The sequence below is a fragment of the Cupriavidus basilensis genome, assembly GCF_000832305.1.
GTDB classification, from domain to species: domain Bacteria; phylum Pseudomonadota; class Gammaproteobacteria; order Burkholderiales; family Burkholderiaceae; genus Cupriavidus; species Cupriavidus basilensis_F.
Genome location: NZ_CP010537.1, coordinates 1,225,171 through 1,241,586, shown reverse-complemented (window position 1 = coordinate 1,241,586; position 16,416 = coordinate 1,225,171). Strand labels below are relative to the sequence as shown.

Annotated in this window: 13 protein-coding genes and 1 pseudogene; 8 read left to right on the top strand and 6 right to left on the bottom strand. The window is 66.8% G+C overall.

Annotated elements, in window-relative coordinates; genetic code table 11:
- Positions 1 to 8: 8 nt before the first annotated feature.
- Positions 9 to 665 carry an RraA family protein gene (locus tag RR42_RS26225; RefSeq protein ID WP_043354298.1) on the top strand — a complete coding sequence of 219 codons (657 nt, stop codon included), beginning with the start codon at positions 9 to 11 and terminating at the stop codon, positions 663 to 665.
- Positions 662 to 1,579, top strand: coding sequence for an HpcH/HpaI aldolase/citrate lyase family protein (locus tag RR42_RS26220; protein ID WP_043354296.1), 918 nt, complete (start codon positions 662 to 664; stop codon positions 1,577 to 1,579). The genes RR42_RS26225 and RR42_RS26220 overlap by 4 nt, the downstream gene beginning before the upstream one ends.
- Positions 1,580 to 1,761: 182 nt before the next feature.
- On the opposite strand, the gene RR42_RS26215 is transcribed toward RR42_RS26220, so the two are convergent.
- The 3 genes from RR42_RS26215 to RR42_RS26205 form a co-directional block, all read right to left on the bottom strand.
- Entirely contained in the window at positions 1,762 to 2,793 is a 1,032-nt protein-coding gene (locus RR42_RS26215) for a sensor domain-containing diguanylate cyclase (RefSeq protein WP_082055115.1), read from the bottom strand.
- 72 nt (positions 2,794 to 2,865) lie between these two features.
- Positions 2,866 to 3,252, bottom strand: a complete 387-nt coding sequence (locus tag RR42_RS26210) for a hypothetical protein (protein ID WP_052494977.1) — start codon at positions 3,250 to 3,252, stop codon at positions 2,866 to 2,868.
- A gap of 71 nt (positions 3,253 to 3,323) precedes the next feature.
- Positions 3,324 to 4,322 (bottom strand): LysR family transcriptional regulator, encoded by a 999-nt coding sequence (locus RR42_RS26205; protein ID WP_043354293.1) that lies wholly within the window; start codon positions 4,320 to 4,322, stop codon positions 3,324 to 3,326.
- A gap of 125 nt (positions 4,323 to 4,447) precedes the next feature.
- On the opposite strand from RR42_RS26205, the gene RR42_RS26200 reads away from it, so the two are divergent.
- The 3 genes and pseudogenes from RR42_RS26200 (at position 4,448) to RR42_RS26190 (ending at position 7,156) form a co-directional block, all read left to right on the top strand.
- Positions 4,448 to 5,080, top strand: coding sequence for a hypothetical protein (locus RR42_RS26200; protein WP_043354290.1), 633 nt, complete (start codon positions 4,448 to 4,450; stop codon positions 5,078 to 5,080).
- Positions 5,077 to 6,384, top strand: a complete 1,308-nt coding sequence (locus RR42_RS26195) for an NAD(P)/FAD-dependent oxidoreductase (protein ID WP_043354286.1) — start codon at positions 5,077 to 5,079, stop codon at positions 6,382 to 6,384. The genes RR42_RS26200 and RR42_RS26195 overlap by 4 nt, the downstream gene beginning before the upstream one ends.
- A 281-nt stretch (positions 6,385 to 6,665) precedes the next feature.
- Positions 6,666 to 7,156: pseudogene (locus RR42_RS26190) on the top strand (isochorismatase family protein).
- 113 nt (positions 7,157 to 7,269) lie between these two features.
- Here the strand turns inward: RR42_RS26190 and RR42_RS26185 are convergent.
- A complete protein-coding gene (locus RR42_RS26185; RefSeq protein ID WP_043354283.1) occupies positions 7,270 to 8,772 on the bottom strand; it encodes a PLP-dependent aminotransferase family protein in 1,503 nt (500 codons plus the stop codon).
- A gap of 300 nt (positions 8,773 to 9,072) precedes the next feature.
- Between RR42_RS26185 and RR42_RS26180 the strand changes: the two genes are divergently transcribed.
- Complete coding sequence (locus RR42_RS26180; protein WP_144409954.1) at positions 9,073 to 9,945, top strand: MurR/RpiR family transcriptional regulator; 873 nt, start codon at positions 9,073 to 9,075, stop codon at positions 9,943 to 9,945.
- 29 nt (positions 9,946 to 9,974) lie between these two features.
- Positions 9,975 to 11,840, top strand: coding sequence for a gamma-glutamyltransferase (ggt, locus tag RR42_RS26175; protein ID WP_043354276.1), 1,866 nt, complete (start codon positions 9,975 to 9,977; stop codon positions 11,838 to 11,840).
- A 108-nt stretch (positions 11,841 to 11,948) separates the two neighbouring features.
- Here ggt and RR42_RS26170 read toward each other — a convergent pair whose 3' ends face one another.
- A complete protein-coding gene (locus RR42_RS26170) occupies positions 11,949 to 12,992 on the bottom strand; it encodes a rod shape-determining protein (RefSeq protein ID WP_043354275.1) in 1,044 nt (347 codons plus the stop codon).
- 469 nt (positions 12,993 to 13,461) lie between these two features.
- A complete protein-coding gene (locus tag RR42_RS26165) occupies positions 13,462 to 14,970 on the bottom strand; it encodes a PLP-dependent aminotransferase family protein (RefSeq protein WP_082055114.1) in 1,509 nt (502 codons plus the stop codon).
- 167 nt (positions 14,971 to 15,137) lie between these two features.
- On the opposite strand from RR42_RS26165, the gene RR42_RS26160 reads away from it, so the two are divergent.
- A complete protein-coding gene (locus RR42_RS26160; protein ID WP_043354271.1) occupies positions 15,138 to 16,412 on the top strand; it encodes a 4-aminobutyrate--2-oxoglutarate transaminase in 1,275 nt (424 codons plus the stop codon).
- Positions 16,413 to 16,416 lie beyond the last annotated feature (4 nt).

Below are 16,416 nucleotides of genomic sequence, written 5' to 3'. Positions count from 1 at the left end.
TGAGCGCCATGCAAGCCAGACTTGACACGGCGCTGCTGCGCCAGCTTGAACGCGTGAGCTTCCCCACGCTCGGGCACTTCCTTGAAGACGGCTTTGCCAGCCACGAGATCCGCGCGCTCGCGCCCAACGTGAAGGTCGTTGGCCGTGCCGTCACGCTGCGCCTGGCCACGCCCAACGCCATTGCCGTGAACCGGGCGCTGGCCAGCCTCGCGCCCGGCGATGTGCTGGTGATCGATGCCTGCGGCGACCATGCGCATGCCCCCGTTGGCGCCGTCACCGGCACCGCGGCCTTGTGCGCCGGCGCCAGGGGCATCATCGTGGACGGCGTGGTGACGGACATCCTGGAGCTGCGCGCCATGGGGATGCCGGTGTTCGCGCGCGGCACCAGCGTGCTGACCACCAAGCGCATCGACGACGGCGGCAGCGCCGTCAATGCGCCGGTGATCTGCGGCGGCGTCACCGTCAACCCGGGAGACATCGTGCTGGCGGATGACAACGGCGTGCTGTTCCTGGCGCCGGAAGTCGCCGCCGGCATCATCGGCCAGGCGCTGGCTTCCGATCAAGCCGAGCCGGCAATCCTGGCCCGGCTGCAGGCGGGCGAGCCGGCCAGTGCCGTGCTGTTCCAGGGCGATGGCCACGCGCCCGCCACGGGAGAAACGCCATGAACGCCCAAGCGACAAGACGGCCGCCAGGACTGCGGCGCAGCTGGCTGTTCGTGCCCGGCCTGGACCCCGTGCGCCAGCACGCGGCGCTGGAAAGCGGCCCGGATGTGGTGGTCGCCGACCTGGAGGAATTCACCAGCCCCGCGGACCGTCCCGCGGCGCGCGCGCGGATCGCCGCCCTGATGGGCGAATGCCGGGCACGCGGCATTGTCGGCGCCGTGCGCATCAACAAGCTGGATGGCGACGGGCTGGATGACCTGCACGGCGTGCTGCCGGGTGCGCCCGCGGCGGTCCTGCTGCCGCACACCGAGTCGGGCGCGCAGATCCTGGCGCTCGACCAGCAGATCACCGGCCTTGAGCGCGAGCTTGGCCTGCCGCATGGCCACACCGAGATCGTGCCGACGTTGGAATCAGCGCGGGGCATCGTTGCCGCGCCAGCCATCCTGTCGGCCAGCCCGCGCGTCAGTGCCTGCCTGCTGGCGGCGGAAGACCTGAGCGCGGATCTTGACGCGGTGCGCGGCCCGGACGGCATCGAGCTGCATCATGTGCGCGCGCGCTTCCTGGTGGACTGCATCGCCGCAGGCTGCGTGCCGATCGACTGTCCGTTCAACTACCAGGATGCTACGGCGCTGGCTGCGGACCTCGCCTGGGCCCGGCGGATCGGGCTGAAGGCGAAATGCACGGTGTTCCCGCATCAGGTCGCCGCGATACACGCCGCGCTGACACCATCGGCGCAGCAGGTCGCGCAGGCGCAAGACAGGGTTGGCAGGTACGAGGCGGCGCGCGACGGCAAGCCCGCGCAGGGCCCGCGCATCGATTCGCCGGACTACAACACGGCACGCCGCCTGCTGGCGCGCCATGCCGGGTTCGTGCAATGGGCGCAGGCCGCTAGGTGCGGCGGCCTGCTAGCGAGTTAGCCAGTCAGCGCGTTAGCCTTTCTAGTGTCCTGAGTCTGAAATTCGTTGAAGAAATAAGTTGTCCGAGAAGGCGTGCGAGCCTAGGAGCGAAGCGCAGCAAGGCTGGTGCCTTGCGAGCATTCGTGACGACGGATCGTGCGTCTTATCGGACGACTTACTCAACGAATTTGTGATTCAGGACACTAGATGATGACCACCTTGTTCCTGCCGTCGGCCTTGGCCATATAGAGTGCGCGGTCCGCAAGCGCGACCCCCTCGCGAGACCCGGGCTCGACGGCACCCTTCTTGCGCGCCAGCGAGGCGCCGATGCTCAGCGTCACGCTGCCGAACGGCGAGCCGCGGTGCTCGATCTTCAAGCGCTCCACGCTCAGGCGCAGGTCTTCCAGCGCCGTCTCCAGCGCTGGCCGTGGCGCGCCGCACAGAAGCAGCCCGAACTCTTCCCCGCCCAGGCGCCCGGCAATCATGCGATGCGCATCCGCAATCGATTGCAGCACCGATGCGACCTCGCGCAGGCAGGTGTCGCCCGCCGGATGCCCGTAGGCGTCGTTGTATCGCTTGAACCAGTCGACGTCGACCATGACCGCGCCGATTTCTTCTCCGTCGGCCGTTTCATGCCATCTGCGGCGAACGCTCTCCAGCATGGCGCGCCGGTTGAACAGTTGCGTGAGCGGATCGATCGCGGTGGCGGTGCGCAGCTTCAGGTCGTTCTCGACCATGGCACGCAGGTGCCTGAAGACCTCGCACTGCGCCAGGGTGATGCGGTGCGGCGCCGAATCCATCGCGCAGAGCGCACCGACGACCGTGCCACAGGGCCCCTTGATCGGGATCGCCGCGTAGAAACGCACGAAGGGGAAGCATCTGACCAGCACGCATTCGCCAAAGCGTGGATCGGCCAGCGCGTCTTCGAGCACGAACAGGTCACCGTGCCGCGCCACATGATCGCAAAGCGAATGCTTGCGCGAGATAGGCGAAAGCGGCATGCCCACCGCGGCCCGATAGTGCTGGTGCTCCTCGTCGAGCAACGTGACCGCCGTCATGGCGGCACCCGTCGCATTCTTCAGGATCGCGGCGGCATGGCGAAAGCACTCGCGGATCACCTGGTCATCGTGCAGCAGCCAGTCGATGACGGACGGCTCGGCATGCTGCGCGCTGGCGTCAATCTCGGCCGGCAGCAGCCTGCTGGCGGGGCGGTCGTATTCAGTGGTGAGGCGCAAGGTCTACTTTCGAAATCAACGGTTGCCCCTGCTAACGGCGAGCCATCCGCAAACTTGAATGCCTTGCGCCGCTCAGTCCGAGCGCCCCGGCAGCATGATGGGGCCATCCTCATCGGCGCTGCCATCCATCACCACCAACGCATCGCCAGCCCAGAACACCTCCGCCAGCGGCACGCCGCGCGCCGATGCCTGGCCGATCTGCTTCCCCGCGGCGGTGTACACCCGCACATAGCCGTTCACATAGTAGAGCTTGTCCGAGCCTTGTCCCGGAAAGGCCATGATCGGCACCCAGCTACGCCAGCTGGCCAGCTTGTACTTCTGATAGTAGAAGGCCCCGTTAGGGCTGTACGCCTTGCCGCCGTAGGCCACGCCGTCATAACAGTAGAGATATGCGGGGTAAGCCAGGATGGCGATTGTGGCGATTGCCGCTGCGGCAATCAGAAGGGACTTGTTCTTCATCTATTGTTAAGTGATTGCCCAGACCGAGGGATTTCCCATACGCCAACGCGCCAGCATCGGCATGCCGGGTCTCATCCCCGCTCCCCTTGCGCGGGCGTTGCCTTGCGCTGGCGCCGGGCGCGCGCGTGCAGGCGGCGCAGTATCACGTCAAAGGACTCCAGCTGCCGGTTGATTTCCGCCTGGCCTTGCTCCACCAGGTAGCCACGGAAGGCAACCGCCACGCGCGGCAGGCGCACGCCCGGCAGGTTCAGTACGTACCAGTCGCGCTCGATGGGATTGCCTTGCAACGGCAACAGCCCGATCAGGCCGGCCTGGAATTCCAGTGTGCAGGCGTGCAGGGAGAGAAATGCGACCCCCAACCCTGCCGACACCATCCGCTTGATCGCCGCGTTGCTGGACAGCTCAGAACCCAGGGGCAGCCGCAGGCCGGCCTCCCTGAACAACCGCTCCACGGTATTGCGCGTGCCCGAGCCGCGCTCGCGCACCAGCAGGTTCTCCTCCACCAGGTCCTGCAGCGTGAGATTGCGGCGCGCCATCAATGGGTGGTCCGGCGCCGCGATGAATGCCATGGGGTGCTTGGCGAACGGCGTCGCCTGCGTGCGGATGTCCGTGGGCGGCCGCCCAATGATGGCAAGATCGATCTCATGCATGGCCAGCATCCGCACGATCTCCTCACGGTTGCCCACATGGAGCTTGATCTTGACGTCGGGCTGGTCCGCGGTGAATGCCACCAGCATCGACGGCAGCAGGTACTCCGCCGTCGTGATGGCGCCGACCCGCAGCGTGCCGGCCAGGTTGCCCTTGAGCGCCGCCACCTCCTCGGTGGCTTCGCGCCACAGCCGCAGGATCTGACCGGCGTAGCCCGCCATCACCTCACCGGCGGGCGTGAGCTGCGTGCCCCGGCCCGCGCGCTGCAGCAGTGGTGCCCCGATCGCCTCCTCGAGCAGCTTGAGCTGCAGCGACACCGTTGGCTGCGTGATGTGCAACTCCTCCGCCGCGCGGGAAACGCCGCCCAGGCGGGCAATGGCATCGATGGCATTGAGCTGCCGGAAGGTGGTGGTTCGATTCATAGTAGAAAACCTATTGGTCGGTTTTATAAACCAATTTTTCAATATGAAGCGGCTACCTTATAGTGCCCTGACCGGAAACGCAATCGCGTCCGCGTATCGAAACGTAGTGCATAGGGAGACGAAAAATGTCGCTGGAATTGCTGGTGCTTACCCTGGACGATGTACTCATCCGCGCGGACGAACTGCGCAAGTCCGGCTTCGGCGCAGCACCGCGAGAACGCGACACCCCGCTCCACTTGCATGAGGATGCTTGCACCGGCGCGCGTGCCGGCAAGCCGGCCGAAATCCGTGCCCAGGCCATGCAGCTCATGCGCAGCGCGGAGCTGGGCGGCGCGCGGCTGGCGCTTGCCGCGCCGCTCGCATCGCGCACGCTGCACATCCTGCTCGATAGCGCCATCGGCCCGGACTGGATGGACCGCTTTACTGTCGTCGCCACGGCGGACGCGCTGCTGCCCCGGGAAACCGAGATCGAGCTTTACCGGCTGATCCTGCGCACGGCCGATGTGCCGGCGCACCGCGCCTTGCTGGTCGGCGCCACGCCGAGCAGCCTGCGCGCCGCGCAAGCCGTCGGCATGCACACCGCCACCGTTCAGCCGGCGTATGACGATGCACCGCGCCAGGCAGGGGGATCTGCCGTGCTTTCAGGTTCGCCGGATGCGCTCTGGCCGGACTTCCACGCGTTGGAGTGCATGGTGGACGGCAATCGGCGGCCTGACGCGCTCGCGGCAACAAGACAACAATCACGGAGTTTCCCATGAACACCATCGTGATCGTCGGCGGCGGCGCCGCCGGACTACAGCTCGCCACCCGCCTCGCCAGGCGGCTAGGCAAGCCAGGGCTCGCCGAAATCGTGCTGGTCGACCGCAGCCCCACGCACCTGTGGAAGCCACTGCTGCATGAAGTGGCCGCGGGCAGGCTCGAGCCCGTGGTTCACCATACGTCCTTCGCGCTGCAGGCCGAGCGCCATCGCTTCTGCTACGTGCAGGGCGACCTGCAGGCCGTGGATCGCATCAACCGCACCATCTCCGTGGCTATCTCCGGCACCGGCCATGGCGAGGGCGGACAGCTCCAGTCCATCGGCTACGACAAGCTGGTGCTTGCCGTTGGCGGCGTCACGCAGTACTTCGGCGTGCCCGGCGCGCGCGAGCACGCCCTGACGCTGGACAGCGTGAGCAGCGCGGAGCAGGTGCGCGAGCGCCTGTTCACCGCCTTGCGCCGCAAGACCGCACAGGCTCATGCACAGCCGCAAGCAACCACCGGCACAGTCCGCGTCGCCATCGTCGGCGCGGGCGCCACCGGCGTGCAGCTCGCGGCCCAGTTGCGCCGCACGTCCAGCGTGCTGAATCGTTATGGCATCCACCGGCTCGACCCGGTGACGGGCGTGGACATCTGCCTGATCGAAGCCTCGCCCGCGGTGCTCCCCGGCCTCGGCGCCCGGATCGCGGATCGCGTCGGCGAGCAGCTGGCGCGGCTGAACATCCGCGTCCAGTGCGGCGCCCGCGTGACGTCAGTCAGCGAGAGCGGCCTGACCATGGCCGGCCAGGCACCCATGCAGGCGGATGTCGTGGTGTGGGCGGCTGGCATCGCTGCGCCGGGCATGCTGGCCAGCTTCGGGCTGCCGGTCAATGCCAAAGGGCAGATCCGCGTGTTGCCCACCCTGCAGAGCGTCGACGACGAACATATCTACGCGATCGGCGACTGCGCCAGTTGCCGGCCCCAGGACCTCGATGCGGAGCTCCCGACGCGCGCGCAGGTTGCCTATCAGCAAGCGCTGTATCTTGCGCAAGCGCTGCCACGGCGATTGGCGGGCAAGCACGCCGAGGGGTTCCGGTATCGCGACTATGGCTCGCTGGTCAGCCTGGCGGGAAGCAGCGCCATCGCCAACCTGGCCGCGCCGGGCAAGGACAGCGGCTGGCATATCGAAGGCAGGTTTGCCGCCCTGCTCCACCATGCCGTCTACCGCCGCCACGTGCTCGCCATCCACGGCTGGGGACGCGCGCTGGGCATGACGCTGGCCCAGGGGCTGGAACGTTTGCTGGCGGCGGGCACTCGGCTGCACTGAGCGTTGACCACCAGCCCGGCCAGACCGGGCTTCTGCGCGGCGAGTGTCAGCAGGCCACGCCGGAGATTGACGCCCCGCCCGGCCTGCTGCATGATCCGCCAATGCACTTCCTGGCTCTCGACACCACGACCACTATCACTACCACGACCGCTGATGGCGGGTCGTGTGGTCGGACCATGAGCCAGGAATAAACCGCTCAAGTCTTCAACCCCAAGGCCCCGCCAGCGATGGACGGGGCCTTTTGGTTTCTGCGCCCGCGCTGGCATCACAGGAGAAACACCATGCCTGGCAGTGCAAGCCCCGGACCTTGCGCCCTGTTGATCATCGACATGCAGGTCGGCATGTTCAACGGCCCAGAGGCGCCCTATGAAGGGCAGCGCGTCCTCGCCACCATCAACACGCTCATCGCTAGAGCCCGCGAAGCGCGCTGTCGCAACTGCTTCCCGAGCTTGCGGTGGATGCCGTCGCGGACACGGTGTTCGATAAAACCCGGCCCAGCTGCTTTGCCGGAACCGGGCTGGCAGGCTGGCTGTCGGATGCCGGCGTTGCCGAGCTGGTCATCGTCGGCATGAAGACGGAGTACTGCGTCGACACGACTTGCCGTGCCGCCGCGGCGCTAGGCTTCAGGCCGGTGCTGGTCGCGGACGGACATACCTGCATGGACACGCCGGTGCTGCCGGCGCAGGCCATCATTGCGCATCACAACCGGACGCTGAGCGGGCCGTTCGTGAAACTGGTGAACGCGGCGGACTGCCGGTTCGCACAACATTGACGCGGCGTCGCCAGCCTCGGAATGCGCGCATCCACTGTTCGTGGCTGGCGACAAGGTCGTCTTGCGCGGTCCGAGGCGGCCCGCAGCGCCTTGAGCCGGCACCGGCACCCGCATCACGCCCCACCGACCGACTCGATCGCCACCGCCAGCCGGGCTACCGCCGGGCCGATCTCTTCCTCGCTGACCCCGCCGTAGCCCAGCACCAGGCCGTTCTGCGCGCGCACGGGATCCGCGTAGTAGGACGACAGCGGGCGGGCCACGATGCCGTGGGCAAGCGCGGCGCGCGATACCCGGTGATCGTCCGCGCGGCGCAACAGGACGGTCAGATGCAGCCCGGTATCGGTGCCGACGATATCGATCTCGCCGTCAAGCCGGCTCTGCAATGCCTGCGTGAGAAGCGCCTGGCGCTCGCCATAGATCTTGCGCATGCGCCGGATATGGGCGGCGTAGTGCCCGTCGGCGATAAACAGCGCCAGCGCGGTCTGGATCTGCAACTGCCCGCCGCGATATAACTCGGAGTGCGCTACGGCGAAGGCATCCACCAGCGACGGCGGCAAGATCAGGAAGCCGAGCCGCAGGCCGGGGTACAGCACCTTGGAAAAGCTGCCCACATAGATGGTGTTGCGATGGGGATCGAGGCCCTGCAGCGACGGCTGGGGCGCACCGTGGTAGCGGAACTCGCTGTCGTAGTCGTCCTCGATGATCCAGGCGCCGTAGCGATGCGCCAGCTCCGTGAGCAAACGACGGCGTGCCAGGCTCATTACCACGCCGCTGGGGTATTGGTGCGACGGGGTGACGAAGATGAGCTTGGGCGCGGTCTGCGGCGCAACCGGGGGCTGCATGCCCTGTGCGTCCACCGGCACCGCCTCGACCTTCAGGCCGGCGGCGCGAAACACGCTGCGCGCACCCCAGTAGCCGGGGTCTTCCACCCACACCACATCGCCCGGATCGGCGAGCAAGCGAGCGCACAGATCGATGGCCTGGTGGCTGCCCTGCGTCACCACGATCTGCTCGGGCGAGCAGTCGACGCCGCGCGCGAGCGCCAGGTATTGCGCCAGCGCGTGCTTGAGCGGCGGGCAGCCGTGGCGCGTGCCATAGCCCAGTTGTTCCTGGCAGGCGGTTTTCCAGACCTGGGTGATCAGGCGCTGCCATGTCGCGCGCGGAAACTGCCTGACATCCGGAATGCCCAGCACGAACGAGCCCACCTGCCGGTCCGATGCGCCGGCGCCATCGAGCAGCTCGCGGGCTCTTGCGGACAGGCGCGATTCTGCGCGCGGCGGCGCGATCTCGCTCGCCTGGCTCAAGCCGAACACGCGCTCGCGCAGCGCGGGATCGGGCGGTGCCTTGCCGACGTAGGTCCCACTGCCGCCGTGTGTCAGCGTATAGCCCTCTTCGGTGAGGCGCTCATACGCATACAGGACGGTGTTGCGGGCGATGCTCAGGCCTTTGGCGACCTCGCGTGTCGGCGGCAGGCGCGTGCCGGCCGACAACTGGCCAGCAAGGATCGCACCGCGGATGTCGTCGAACAACTGCCGGTTCAAGGGCAGGCCCGCTCGGTCGGGTTGCGCCCAGTGACTGCGCCCGAGAAGCCAGTCGATCAGTGGCGTCTCTTTCAACGTCTTCGCTCCCTCTGCTCGTTGAGTCCCGGCTCTTGGCTACCGACACTACCGACACTACCGACATCATGGTGCGTTCGGCACTTTGTAACGTACGCTACAAAAAGCCTGAGAATTGAGCCAGACGCTTCACCGGCAAACAATACACGCGGTGTCCGTCAGGCGAAACCAAGGGTTTCCACGCGGTTTTTGTTGCACCACCCAAATGATATTCTCCGATTTGTTTCACGTTCTGTAATGTTCATTACGTCATACTGCCGCACCGCATAGTGGCCAGGCAGTCCCTTTTCGGAGAGCGGCTTGGCCAGGTCATCAATCAGGGAAATGCTGGCAGACCAGGCCGCCGGCTTCACCACGTCGGAGCTGAAGGTAGTGGAAACGCTGCTTGCCAGCTACCCAAGTGCCGCGCTGACCTCCATCTCGAACCTCGCGGGGCAAGCCGGGGTCAGCGATCCGACCGTGTACCGGCTGGTCGTGAAGCTGGGATTCGACGGCTACCCGTCATTTCAGCGGGCGCTCCTGGCGGAGGTTGACGAGGCAATGAACTCGCCGCTCTCGCGGCTCGGCGCGCGGTGCGACACAGCACTCGGAGAAGACTTCCAGAAGGGTTCGCTGACAAGCCTGGCGATGTCGGTCGAGCGCGTGGCGCAGCACGCTTCGCAGGAGGACTTCAACACCGCCGTCGAGTTGCTTGGCAATGCGCGGTCCGCCGTGTTCTGCACCGGCGGACGATCGAGCTTGTTCCTGGCCTCGCGGCTCGCGTCGCACCTGACGCATATCCGGCCCAAGGTCCGGCTCGTCGAGCCTGCCCTGGAGCGGGCGAACGAGGTACTGGTCGACATCGGGCCTAACGATGCGCTGGTCGTTTTCGACTACCGCCGCTATCAGAAGAGCGTCATCGACTTTGCCGCCGCGGCGCATCGCCAGGGCGCAAGAATCATCCTGTTTACCGACGAGTGGAAGTCGCCGGTTGCCAGCTTCGCCACGGCCACGCTAAGCAGCTTTGTACAGACCGGCTCGCCGTTCGATACCAAGGTACCCGCGCTGGCGCAATGCGAGACCTTGATTGCCGCGCTCATTGCCCGCTTTCCCGAGGAGGCAAAGCGCCGGCTCGAAGCCATCGAGGCCGTACGCCGCTCTGCCACCCCCGAGGGTGCAAGCATCGATTTCTAGAATGCCTTTCCTTTCAGGAGAATAATGAAATGGCCACTCAACAGTTTTCATTGATGCGCCGGGGCAGCCCGCTGGCCTTGGCGCTCGCCCTGCTAAGCGCATGCTCGACGCAAACCGGCGTGTCCTCGGTGCCGCCGGCCCAAACCGCTCCCACGGCAGCTGCGCTGCCCGCGGCGCCGGAAGTCTCGTCCGGCTACCGGCCGGGCATGACCACCACTTACGCCGACAAGCACATGGCAGCGGCCGCCAATCCCCTGGCCACCGAAGCCGGCCGCAAGATCCTGCGCGCGGGCGGCACCGCCATCGATGCGGCCGTTGCCATGCAGGCTGTGCTGACGCTGGTCGAGCCGCAGGCCACCGGCATCGGCGGCGGCGCCTTCATCATGTACTGGGACGGCAAGCGCGTGCAGGCCTATGACGGCCGCGAGACCGCGCCCGCCGGCGCCAGCGAGAATCTCTTCATGCGCCCCGACGGCAAACCCATGAGCTTCAGCGAAGGGCAGATCGGCGGGCGCTCGGTGGGCACCCCCGGCGTGCTGCGCGCGCTGGAACTGGCGCACCGCCAGCATGGCAAGCTGCCCTGGGCCAAGCTGTTCGAGCCAGCCATCGCGCTGGCAGAGCAGGGCTTCCCGATTTCGCCGCGCCTGTATACGCAGATCGCCGCCGACAAGTTCCTGCCGGCCTCGCCCGAGATGGCAGCCTACTTCCTGACGCCGGACGGCAAGCCCAGGCCGGTCGGCACCATGCTGAAGAATCCGGCGCTGGCCAAGACGCTGCGCGAGATCGCGCGGCGCGGGCCAAACGTGCTCTATACCGGCCCGATTGCCAGCGAGATCGTCAAGCAGGTCAACGGCAGCGCCAACCCGGGCTCGCTCTCGCTGGTTGACCTGAAGGATTACCGCGCCAAGGAGCGCGCGCCCATTTGCAGCGACTACAAGCGCTGGAAGATCTGCGGCATGCCGCCGCCTTCGTCAGGCGGCATCGCGATCGCGCAGATGCTCGGCACCTTGCAGGCGCTGGAAGCCAGGAACCCGAAATACGCGCTCGCCGCGCTCAAGCCGAAACAGGTCGCAACGCCTGCTGGTGTCGAGCCGGGCATCGACGCTGTGCACGCGCTTTCCGAGGCCGGGCGCCTGGCCTATGCGGACCGCGGCCTCTATGTGGCGGACTCGGATTTCGTGCCAGTCAATGTGGCGGGGCTGCTGAACCGTGACTACCTGGCAAGCCGCGCCAGCCTGATCGGCGAGGAGAGCATGGACAAGGCGGAGGCCGGCGTGCCACCCGGAGTCACCGTCGCGCTGGCGCCGGACCGTTCGCCGCCGCGCGTGTCCACCTCGCAGATCGTCGCGGTGGATGACACCGGCGGCGCGATTTCCATGACCACCACCGTGGAGAGCTATTTCGGCTCGCACCTGATGGTGCGCGGCTTTGTGCTGAACAACCAGCTCACCGACTTCTCCTTCGTGCCGAGCGAGAACGGCAAGCCCGTCGCCAACCGGGTGGAGCCCGGCAAGCGCCCGCGCTCGTCGATGGCGCCCACGCTGGTGTTCGACCGCGACAGCGGCAAGCTGGTCGCAACCGTCGGTTCGCCCGGTGGCTCGCAGATCATCGAGTACGTGTCCAAGACGCTGGTGGGCCTGCTGGACTGGAACATGGACGTGCAGGCGGCCATCAACATGCCCAACTTCGGCAGCCGCAACGGGCCAACGGAACTGGAAGCCGGCCTGGTCAGCCCGGCCCTGGTGCAAGGCCTGAAAGACCGTGGGCATGAGGTCGCGCAGATCGAGATGACCAGCGGCACGCAGGCCATCATGCGCCGCCAGCGCCCCGATGGCACGTGGGCCTGGGCCGGCGGTGCCGACCCGCGCCGCGAGGGGGTGGCATTGGGGGATTGAGCGCGGTTGCACAGTGGCGCTGGTGCGCCCGGCGCTTTTGAAGCGCCGGGACTGCAACGAAGAAGGCCGGCCCGAGGGCCGGCCTTCTTCGTTGCGACCTGCGCGCCGTTACTCGTAGGAGAAGAAGCTGCCGAGCTTGTCCATGCGGTCGAGCGCCATGCCCGCGCCTCGCACCACGCAGGTCAGCGGGTCATCGGCCACCAGGACCGGCAGGCCGGTTTCCTCTGCCAGCAGGCGATCCAGGTCGCTCAGCAGCGCGCCGCCACCGGTGAGCATCATGCCGCGCTCGGCAATATCGGCGCCGAGTTCCGGCGGGGTCTGCTCCAGCGCGATCTTGACCGCCGACACGATCTGATTGAGCGGCTCGGTCAGCGCTTCCAGGATTTCGTTGGACGATACCGTGAACGCGCGCGGGATGCCTTCGGACAGGTTGCGGCCCTTGACTTCCATTTCGCGGACTTCGGAACCCGGGAAGGCCGAGCCGATGGTCTTCTTGATGGCCTCGGCGGTCTGCTCGCCAATCAACATGCCGTAGTTGCGCCGGATGTAGTTGACGATGGCCTCGTCGAACCGGTCCCCGCCCACGCGGATGGACCCCTTGTAGACCATGCCGCCCAGCGAGATCACGCCGACCTCGGTGGTGCCGCCGCCGACATCCACCACCATCGAGCCGGACGCCTCCGACACCGGCAGCCCCGCGCCGAGCGCGGCCGCCATGGGTTCCTCGATCAGGTAGACCTGGCTGGCGCCGGCGGCCAGCGCGGATTCGCGGATGGCGCGGCGCTCGACCTGGGTCGAGCCGCACGGCACGCAGATGATCATGCGGGGCGATGGCCGCAGCAGCTTGGTGTCGTGCACCATCTTGATGAACTGCTTGAGCATCTGCTCGGTGACCCGGAAGTCGGCGATCACGCCATCTTTCATCGGGCGGATGGCCTCGATGTTTCCAGGTACCTTGCCCAGCATCTGCTTGGCTTCCTTGCCCACCGCCTCGATGGTCTTCCTGGGATTGGGGCCGCCCTGCTGGCGAATCGCGACCACCGAGGGCTCATCGAGGACGATGCCCTTGTCGCGCATGTAGATCAGGGTGTTGGCGGTGCCTAGGTCGATCGCGAGATCGTTGGAGAAGTAGCTACGGAGAAATCCAAACATCAGGAAACTTTCATCTGGTGGTTCGCAAGCATGCGAACCGGCGGGCGCCAGTTCTGGCGACAAGCAGGCTATGAATAGCGACGCATGCAGGAAGCCTTCATGCGTCGCGCGTCGAGCGGAGCGGCCTTCGGCGGTGGCCGGCGCTCCGTCACTTGGTATGAGCGGCAAAACTCGGGGCGGCCATCGCCGACGTGCGGCTTAGTGGCGAAATCGGCCACCGGGCAACCGCTGAATAGGTCACATATTTGAAACCGCGCCAGGATCACAAAAGGGCTGGCGAGCCTCACCCGGAACATCCTTGGCCTGATGAGTGGCGTGAGCCGTACTTGCGCCACTCCAGCGCGTGATCTGAGTGTTCACCGGGAACGAATGATACCTTGCGCCAAGGTTTTCCTGCTCAAAAACGGCGTCCGTCGGCCAGCGGTGCAAGCCGTGGCGCCAAGGACCGAACCGGGGGCCAGCCTCATCGTCATGCACAGTGCGCCAGCGGCCGCGCGTCCCGCAGGCAACCCAGCAATACCTCGAACGCCGGCCCTATCCGCTCCTCCGGCACGCACGCATACCCGAGCAACAGCCCGCGCTGCACCGCACCGCCCAGGAAATACCGCGACAGCGGCCGCACCAGGATGCCCCGGCGCCCGGCTTCGTCCGCGATGGCCACATCATCCGCGCCGTCCGGCAGGCAGAGAACCAGGTGCAAGCCGGCATTGCTGCCGTACCGGTGCAGCGCTTCGGGTCCCAGATACCGCTCGATCAACCCTGCCAGGATGGCGCGGCGGCGGCCGTACAGCAGCCGCATGCGGCGGATGTGCGCGGCATAGTCGCCCGCCTGCATGAACTCGGCCACGGTGGCTTGCGTCATCAGGTGGCCGGCGCGGTACAGCTCGGCATGCGCGGTCTGGAAGGCGCCGGCCAGCGCGCGCGGCAAGACCATGTAACCCATGCGCAGCCCGGGGAACAACGTCTTGCTGAACGTGCCGATATAGATCACCGGCGCGTCCGGCTCCATCCCTTGCAGCGACGGGATTGGCTGGCCGGAGAAACGGAACTCGCTGTCGTAGTCGTCCTCGACGATCCAGCTGCCCTGGCGCCGGGCGTATTCGAGCAGCGCGCGCCGCCGCGTCAGGCTCATGACGGCGCCAAGCGGATACTGGTGCGATGGCGTGACGAAGATAAAGCGCGGCGGCGGGCCTGCGTCCTTCCCGGCCGGGATCGTCAGCCCCTCCTCATCGACCGGGATCGGCATCATGTGGATGCCGTTCATCTGCAGCAAGCCGCGAATCCCCCAGTAGCTGGGCTCCTCCACCCAGGCGTGCTCGCCGGACATGCCAAGCATCCGGACCAGCAGGTCGATGCCCTGGTGAATGCCTTCGGTGATCAGCACCTGAGCGGCGTCGCATTGCACCGATCGCGCCACCCGCAAATGTGCAGCCACGGCTTCACGCAAGGCGGGCAAGCCACCGCCATGGCAATAACTGAGCCACTCGGGGGGCGGATTGCGCCACAGGCGGGCGGCGATCTGCGCATAGCGCTGGTGCGGGAAACGCGTCACATCCGGCACGCCCGGCATGAAGGCGCCCCACTGCGATGGCGACGCCGAGGCATTGGCCAGCAATTCCACGCCGCGCGGCGACAGACCCGGCATGGCCCGGGCCTGCGCGCTGCTGGCCTGGCTGGCCTTGGCATTGAGATAGGCCTCCGGCGCGGTGGCCGCCACGAAGGTGCCGCTGCCGGTGCGGGCATGCACATAGCCCTCGGCCAGCAACTGCTCGTACGCAAACATCACGGTGTTTCTCGACATGCCGAGCTCGGATGCAAGGTCACGCGACGGCGGCAGACGGGTCTGCGGCCCCAGGCTGCCATCGAGGATGGCGCCGCGGATGCACTCGTAAAGACTGCGGTTCAACGGCTTCGCAAGGGCTGCGGGACCGTCCGGACCCAGGCGCTGAAGCAGCAAGTCGCCACAGATCGATCTCAATTGGCACCATCAGATATGTGAATGCGGTACTGGATTGTAGTGCCAAAGGAAGTTGAAATGCACTGCATCGTTGCGATCGCGATCGATCGACAACCAGCGACCACCCGCGAAAACCGAGTCCGGCCGGCAAGCGCCGCCCAGGCCATATCAAGCACCACGGAGAGACCATGAAGAACCTCGAACTGAATCAGCGCCGCGCCCTTGCCACCCCCCGCGGCGTCGGCGTGATGTGCGACTTCTATGCAGACCGCGCGGAAAACGCCACGCTCTGGGATGTGGAAGGCCGCCAGTACACCGACTTTGCTTGCGGCATTGCCGTGCTCAATACCGGCCACCGCCATCCGCGTGTGATGCAGGCAGTGATCGCGCAGCTCGAGCGCTTCACGCATACCGCGTACCAGATCGTGCCCTACGAGAGCTACGTGGCGCTGGCCGAGCGCATCAATGCCCTGGTGCCGATCGATGGCCTGAAGAAGACCGCGCTCTTCACCACCGGCGCGGAGGCCGTGGAAAACGCGGTCAAGATCGCGCGCGCGCATACCGGGCGCCCTGGCGTCATTGCATTCTCGGGCGGCTTTCATGGCCGCACCCTGCTTGGCATGGCACTGACCGGCAAGGTGGCGCCTTACAAGGTCGGGTTCGGGCCGTTCCCGTCCGACATCTATCACGCGCCGTTCCCCTGCGACCTGCATGGCGTGAGCACCGAGCAATCCATCCAGGCGCTGGAGTCGCTGTTCAAGACGGATATCGACCCGCAGCGCGTGGCGGCCATCATCATCGAGCCGGTCCAGGGCGAAGGTGGCTTCCACCCGGCGCCGGTGGACTTCATGCAGACGTTGCGCGCGCTGTGCGACAAGCACGGCATCCTGCTGATCGCGGATGAGGTGCAGACCGGTTTCGGCCGCACCGGCAAGCTCTTCGCCATGTCGCACTACCCGGTGGCGCCCGACCTCATCACCATGGCCAAGAGCCTGGCGGGCGGCATGCCGCTGTCGGCCGTTTGCGGCCGCGCCAGCATCATGGACGCGCCGCTGCCCGGTGGCCTGGGTGGCACCTACGCCGGCAACCCGCTGGCGGTGGCCGCCGCCCACGCGGTGATCGAGACCATCGAGCAAGAGCGCCTTTGCGAGCGCGCCACCGCGCTTGGCAAGCAACTGAAAGCCGCGTTGCAGCAAGCCAGCCAGACCTGCCCGGGCATCGCCGACATCCGCGGGCTTGGCTCCATGGTCGCGGTGGAGTTCCACGACCCGGCCACCGGGCAGCCCAGCGCTGAACTGGCCAAGCGGGTGCAGCTGCGCGCCATGGAGGCCGGGCTGATCCTGCTGACCTGCGGCACGTATGGCAACACCATCCGCTTCCTCTACCCCCTGACCATCCCGCAAGCCCAGTTCGACGCCGCACTGGTGGTGCTGACGAAGGTGCTGGCCGGCATCGCCGTATAAAGAG

What these genes read in the sequence shown, in the direction of transcription:
- RR42_RS26200 (WP_043354290.1), top strand. Translation starts at nt 4,448, where the DNA reads ATGTCGCTGGAATTGCTGGTGCTTACCCTGGACGATGTACTCATCCGC.
- RR42_RS26205 (WP_043354293.1), bottom strand. Translation starts at nt 4,322, where the DNA reads ATGAATCGAACCACCACCTTCCGGCAGCTCAATGCCATCGATGCCATT.
- RR42_RS26195 (WP_043354286.1), top strand. Translation starts at nt 5,077, where the DNA reads ATGAACACCATCGTGATCGTCGGCGGCGGCGCCGCCGGACTACAGCTC.
- ggt (WP_043354276.1), top strand. Translation starts at nt 9,975, where the DNA reads ATGGCCACTCAACAGTTTTCATTGATGCGCCGGGGCAGCCCGCTGGCC.
- RR42_RS26220 (WP_043354296.1), top strand. Translation starts at nt 662, where the DNA reads ATGAACGCCCAAGCGACAAGACGGCCGCCAGGACTGCGGCGCAGCTGG.
- RR42_RS26160 (WP_043354271.1), top strand. Translation starts at nt 15,138, where the DNA reads ATGAAGAACCTCGAACTGAATCAGCGCCGCGCCCTTGCCACCCCCCGC.
- RR42_RS26170 (WP_043354275.1), bottom strand. Translation starts at nt 12,992, where the DNA reads ATGTTTGGATTTCTCCGTAGCTACTTCTCCAACGATCTCGCGATCGAC.
- RR42_RS26225 (WP_043354298.1), top strand. Translation starts at nt 9, where the DNA reads ATGCAAGCCAGACTTGACACGGCGCTGCTGCGCCAGCTTGAACGCGTG.
- RR42_RS26210 (WP_052494977.1), bottom strand. Translation starts at nt 3,252, where the DNA reads ATGAAGAACAAGTCCCTTCTGATTGCCGCAGCGGCAATCGCCACAATC.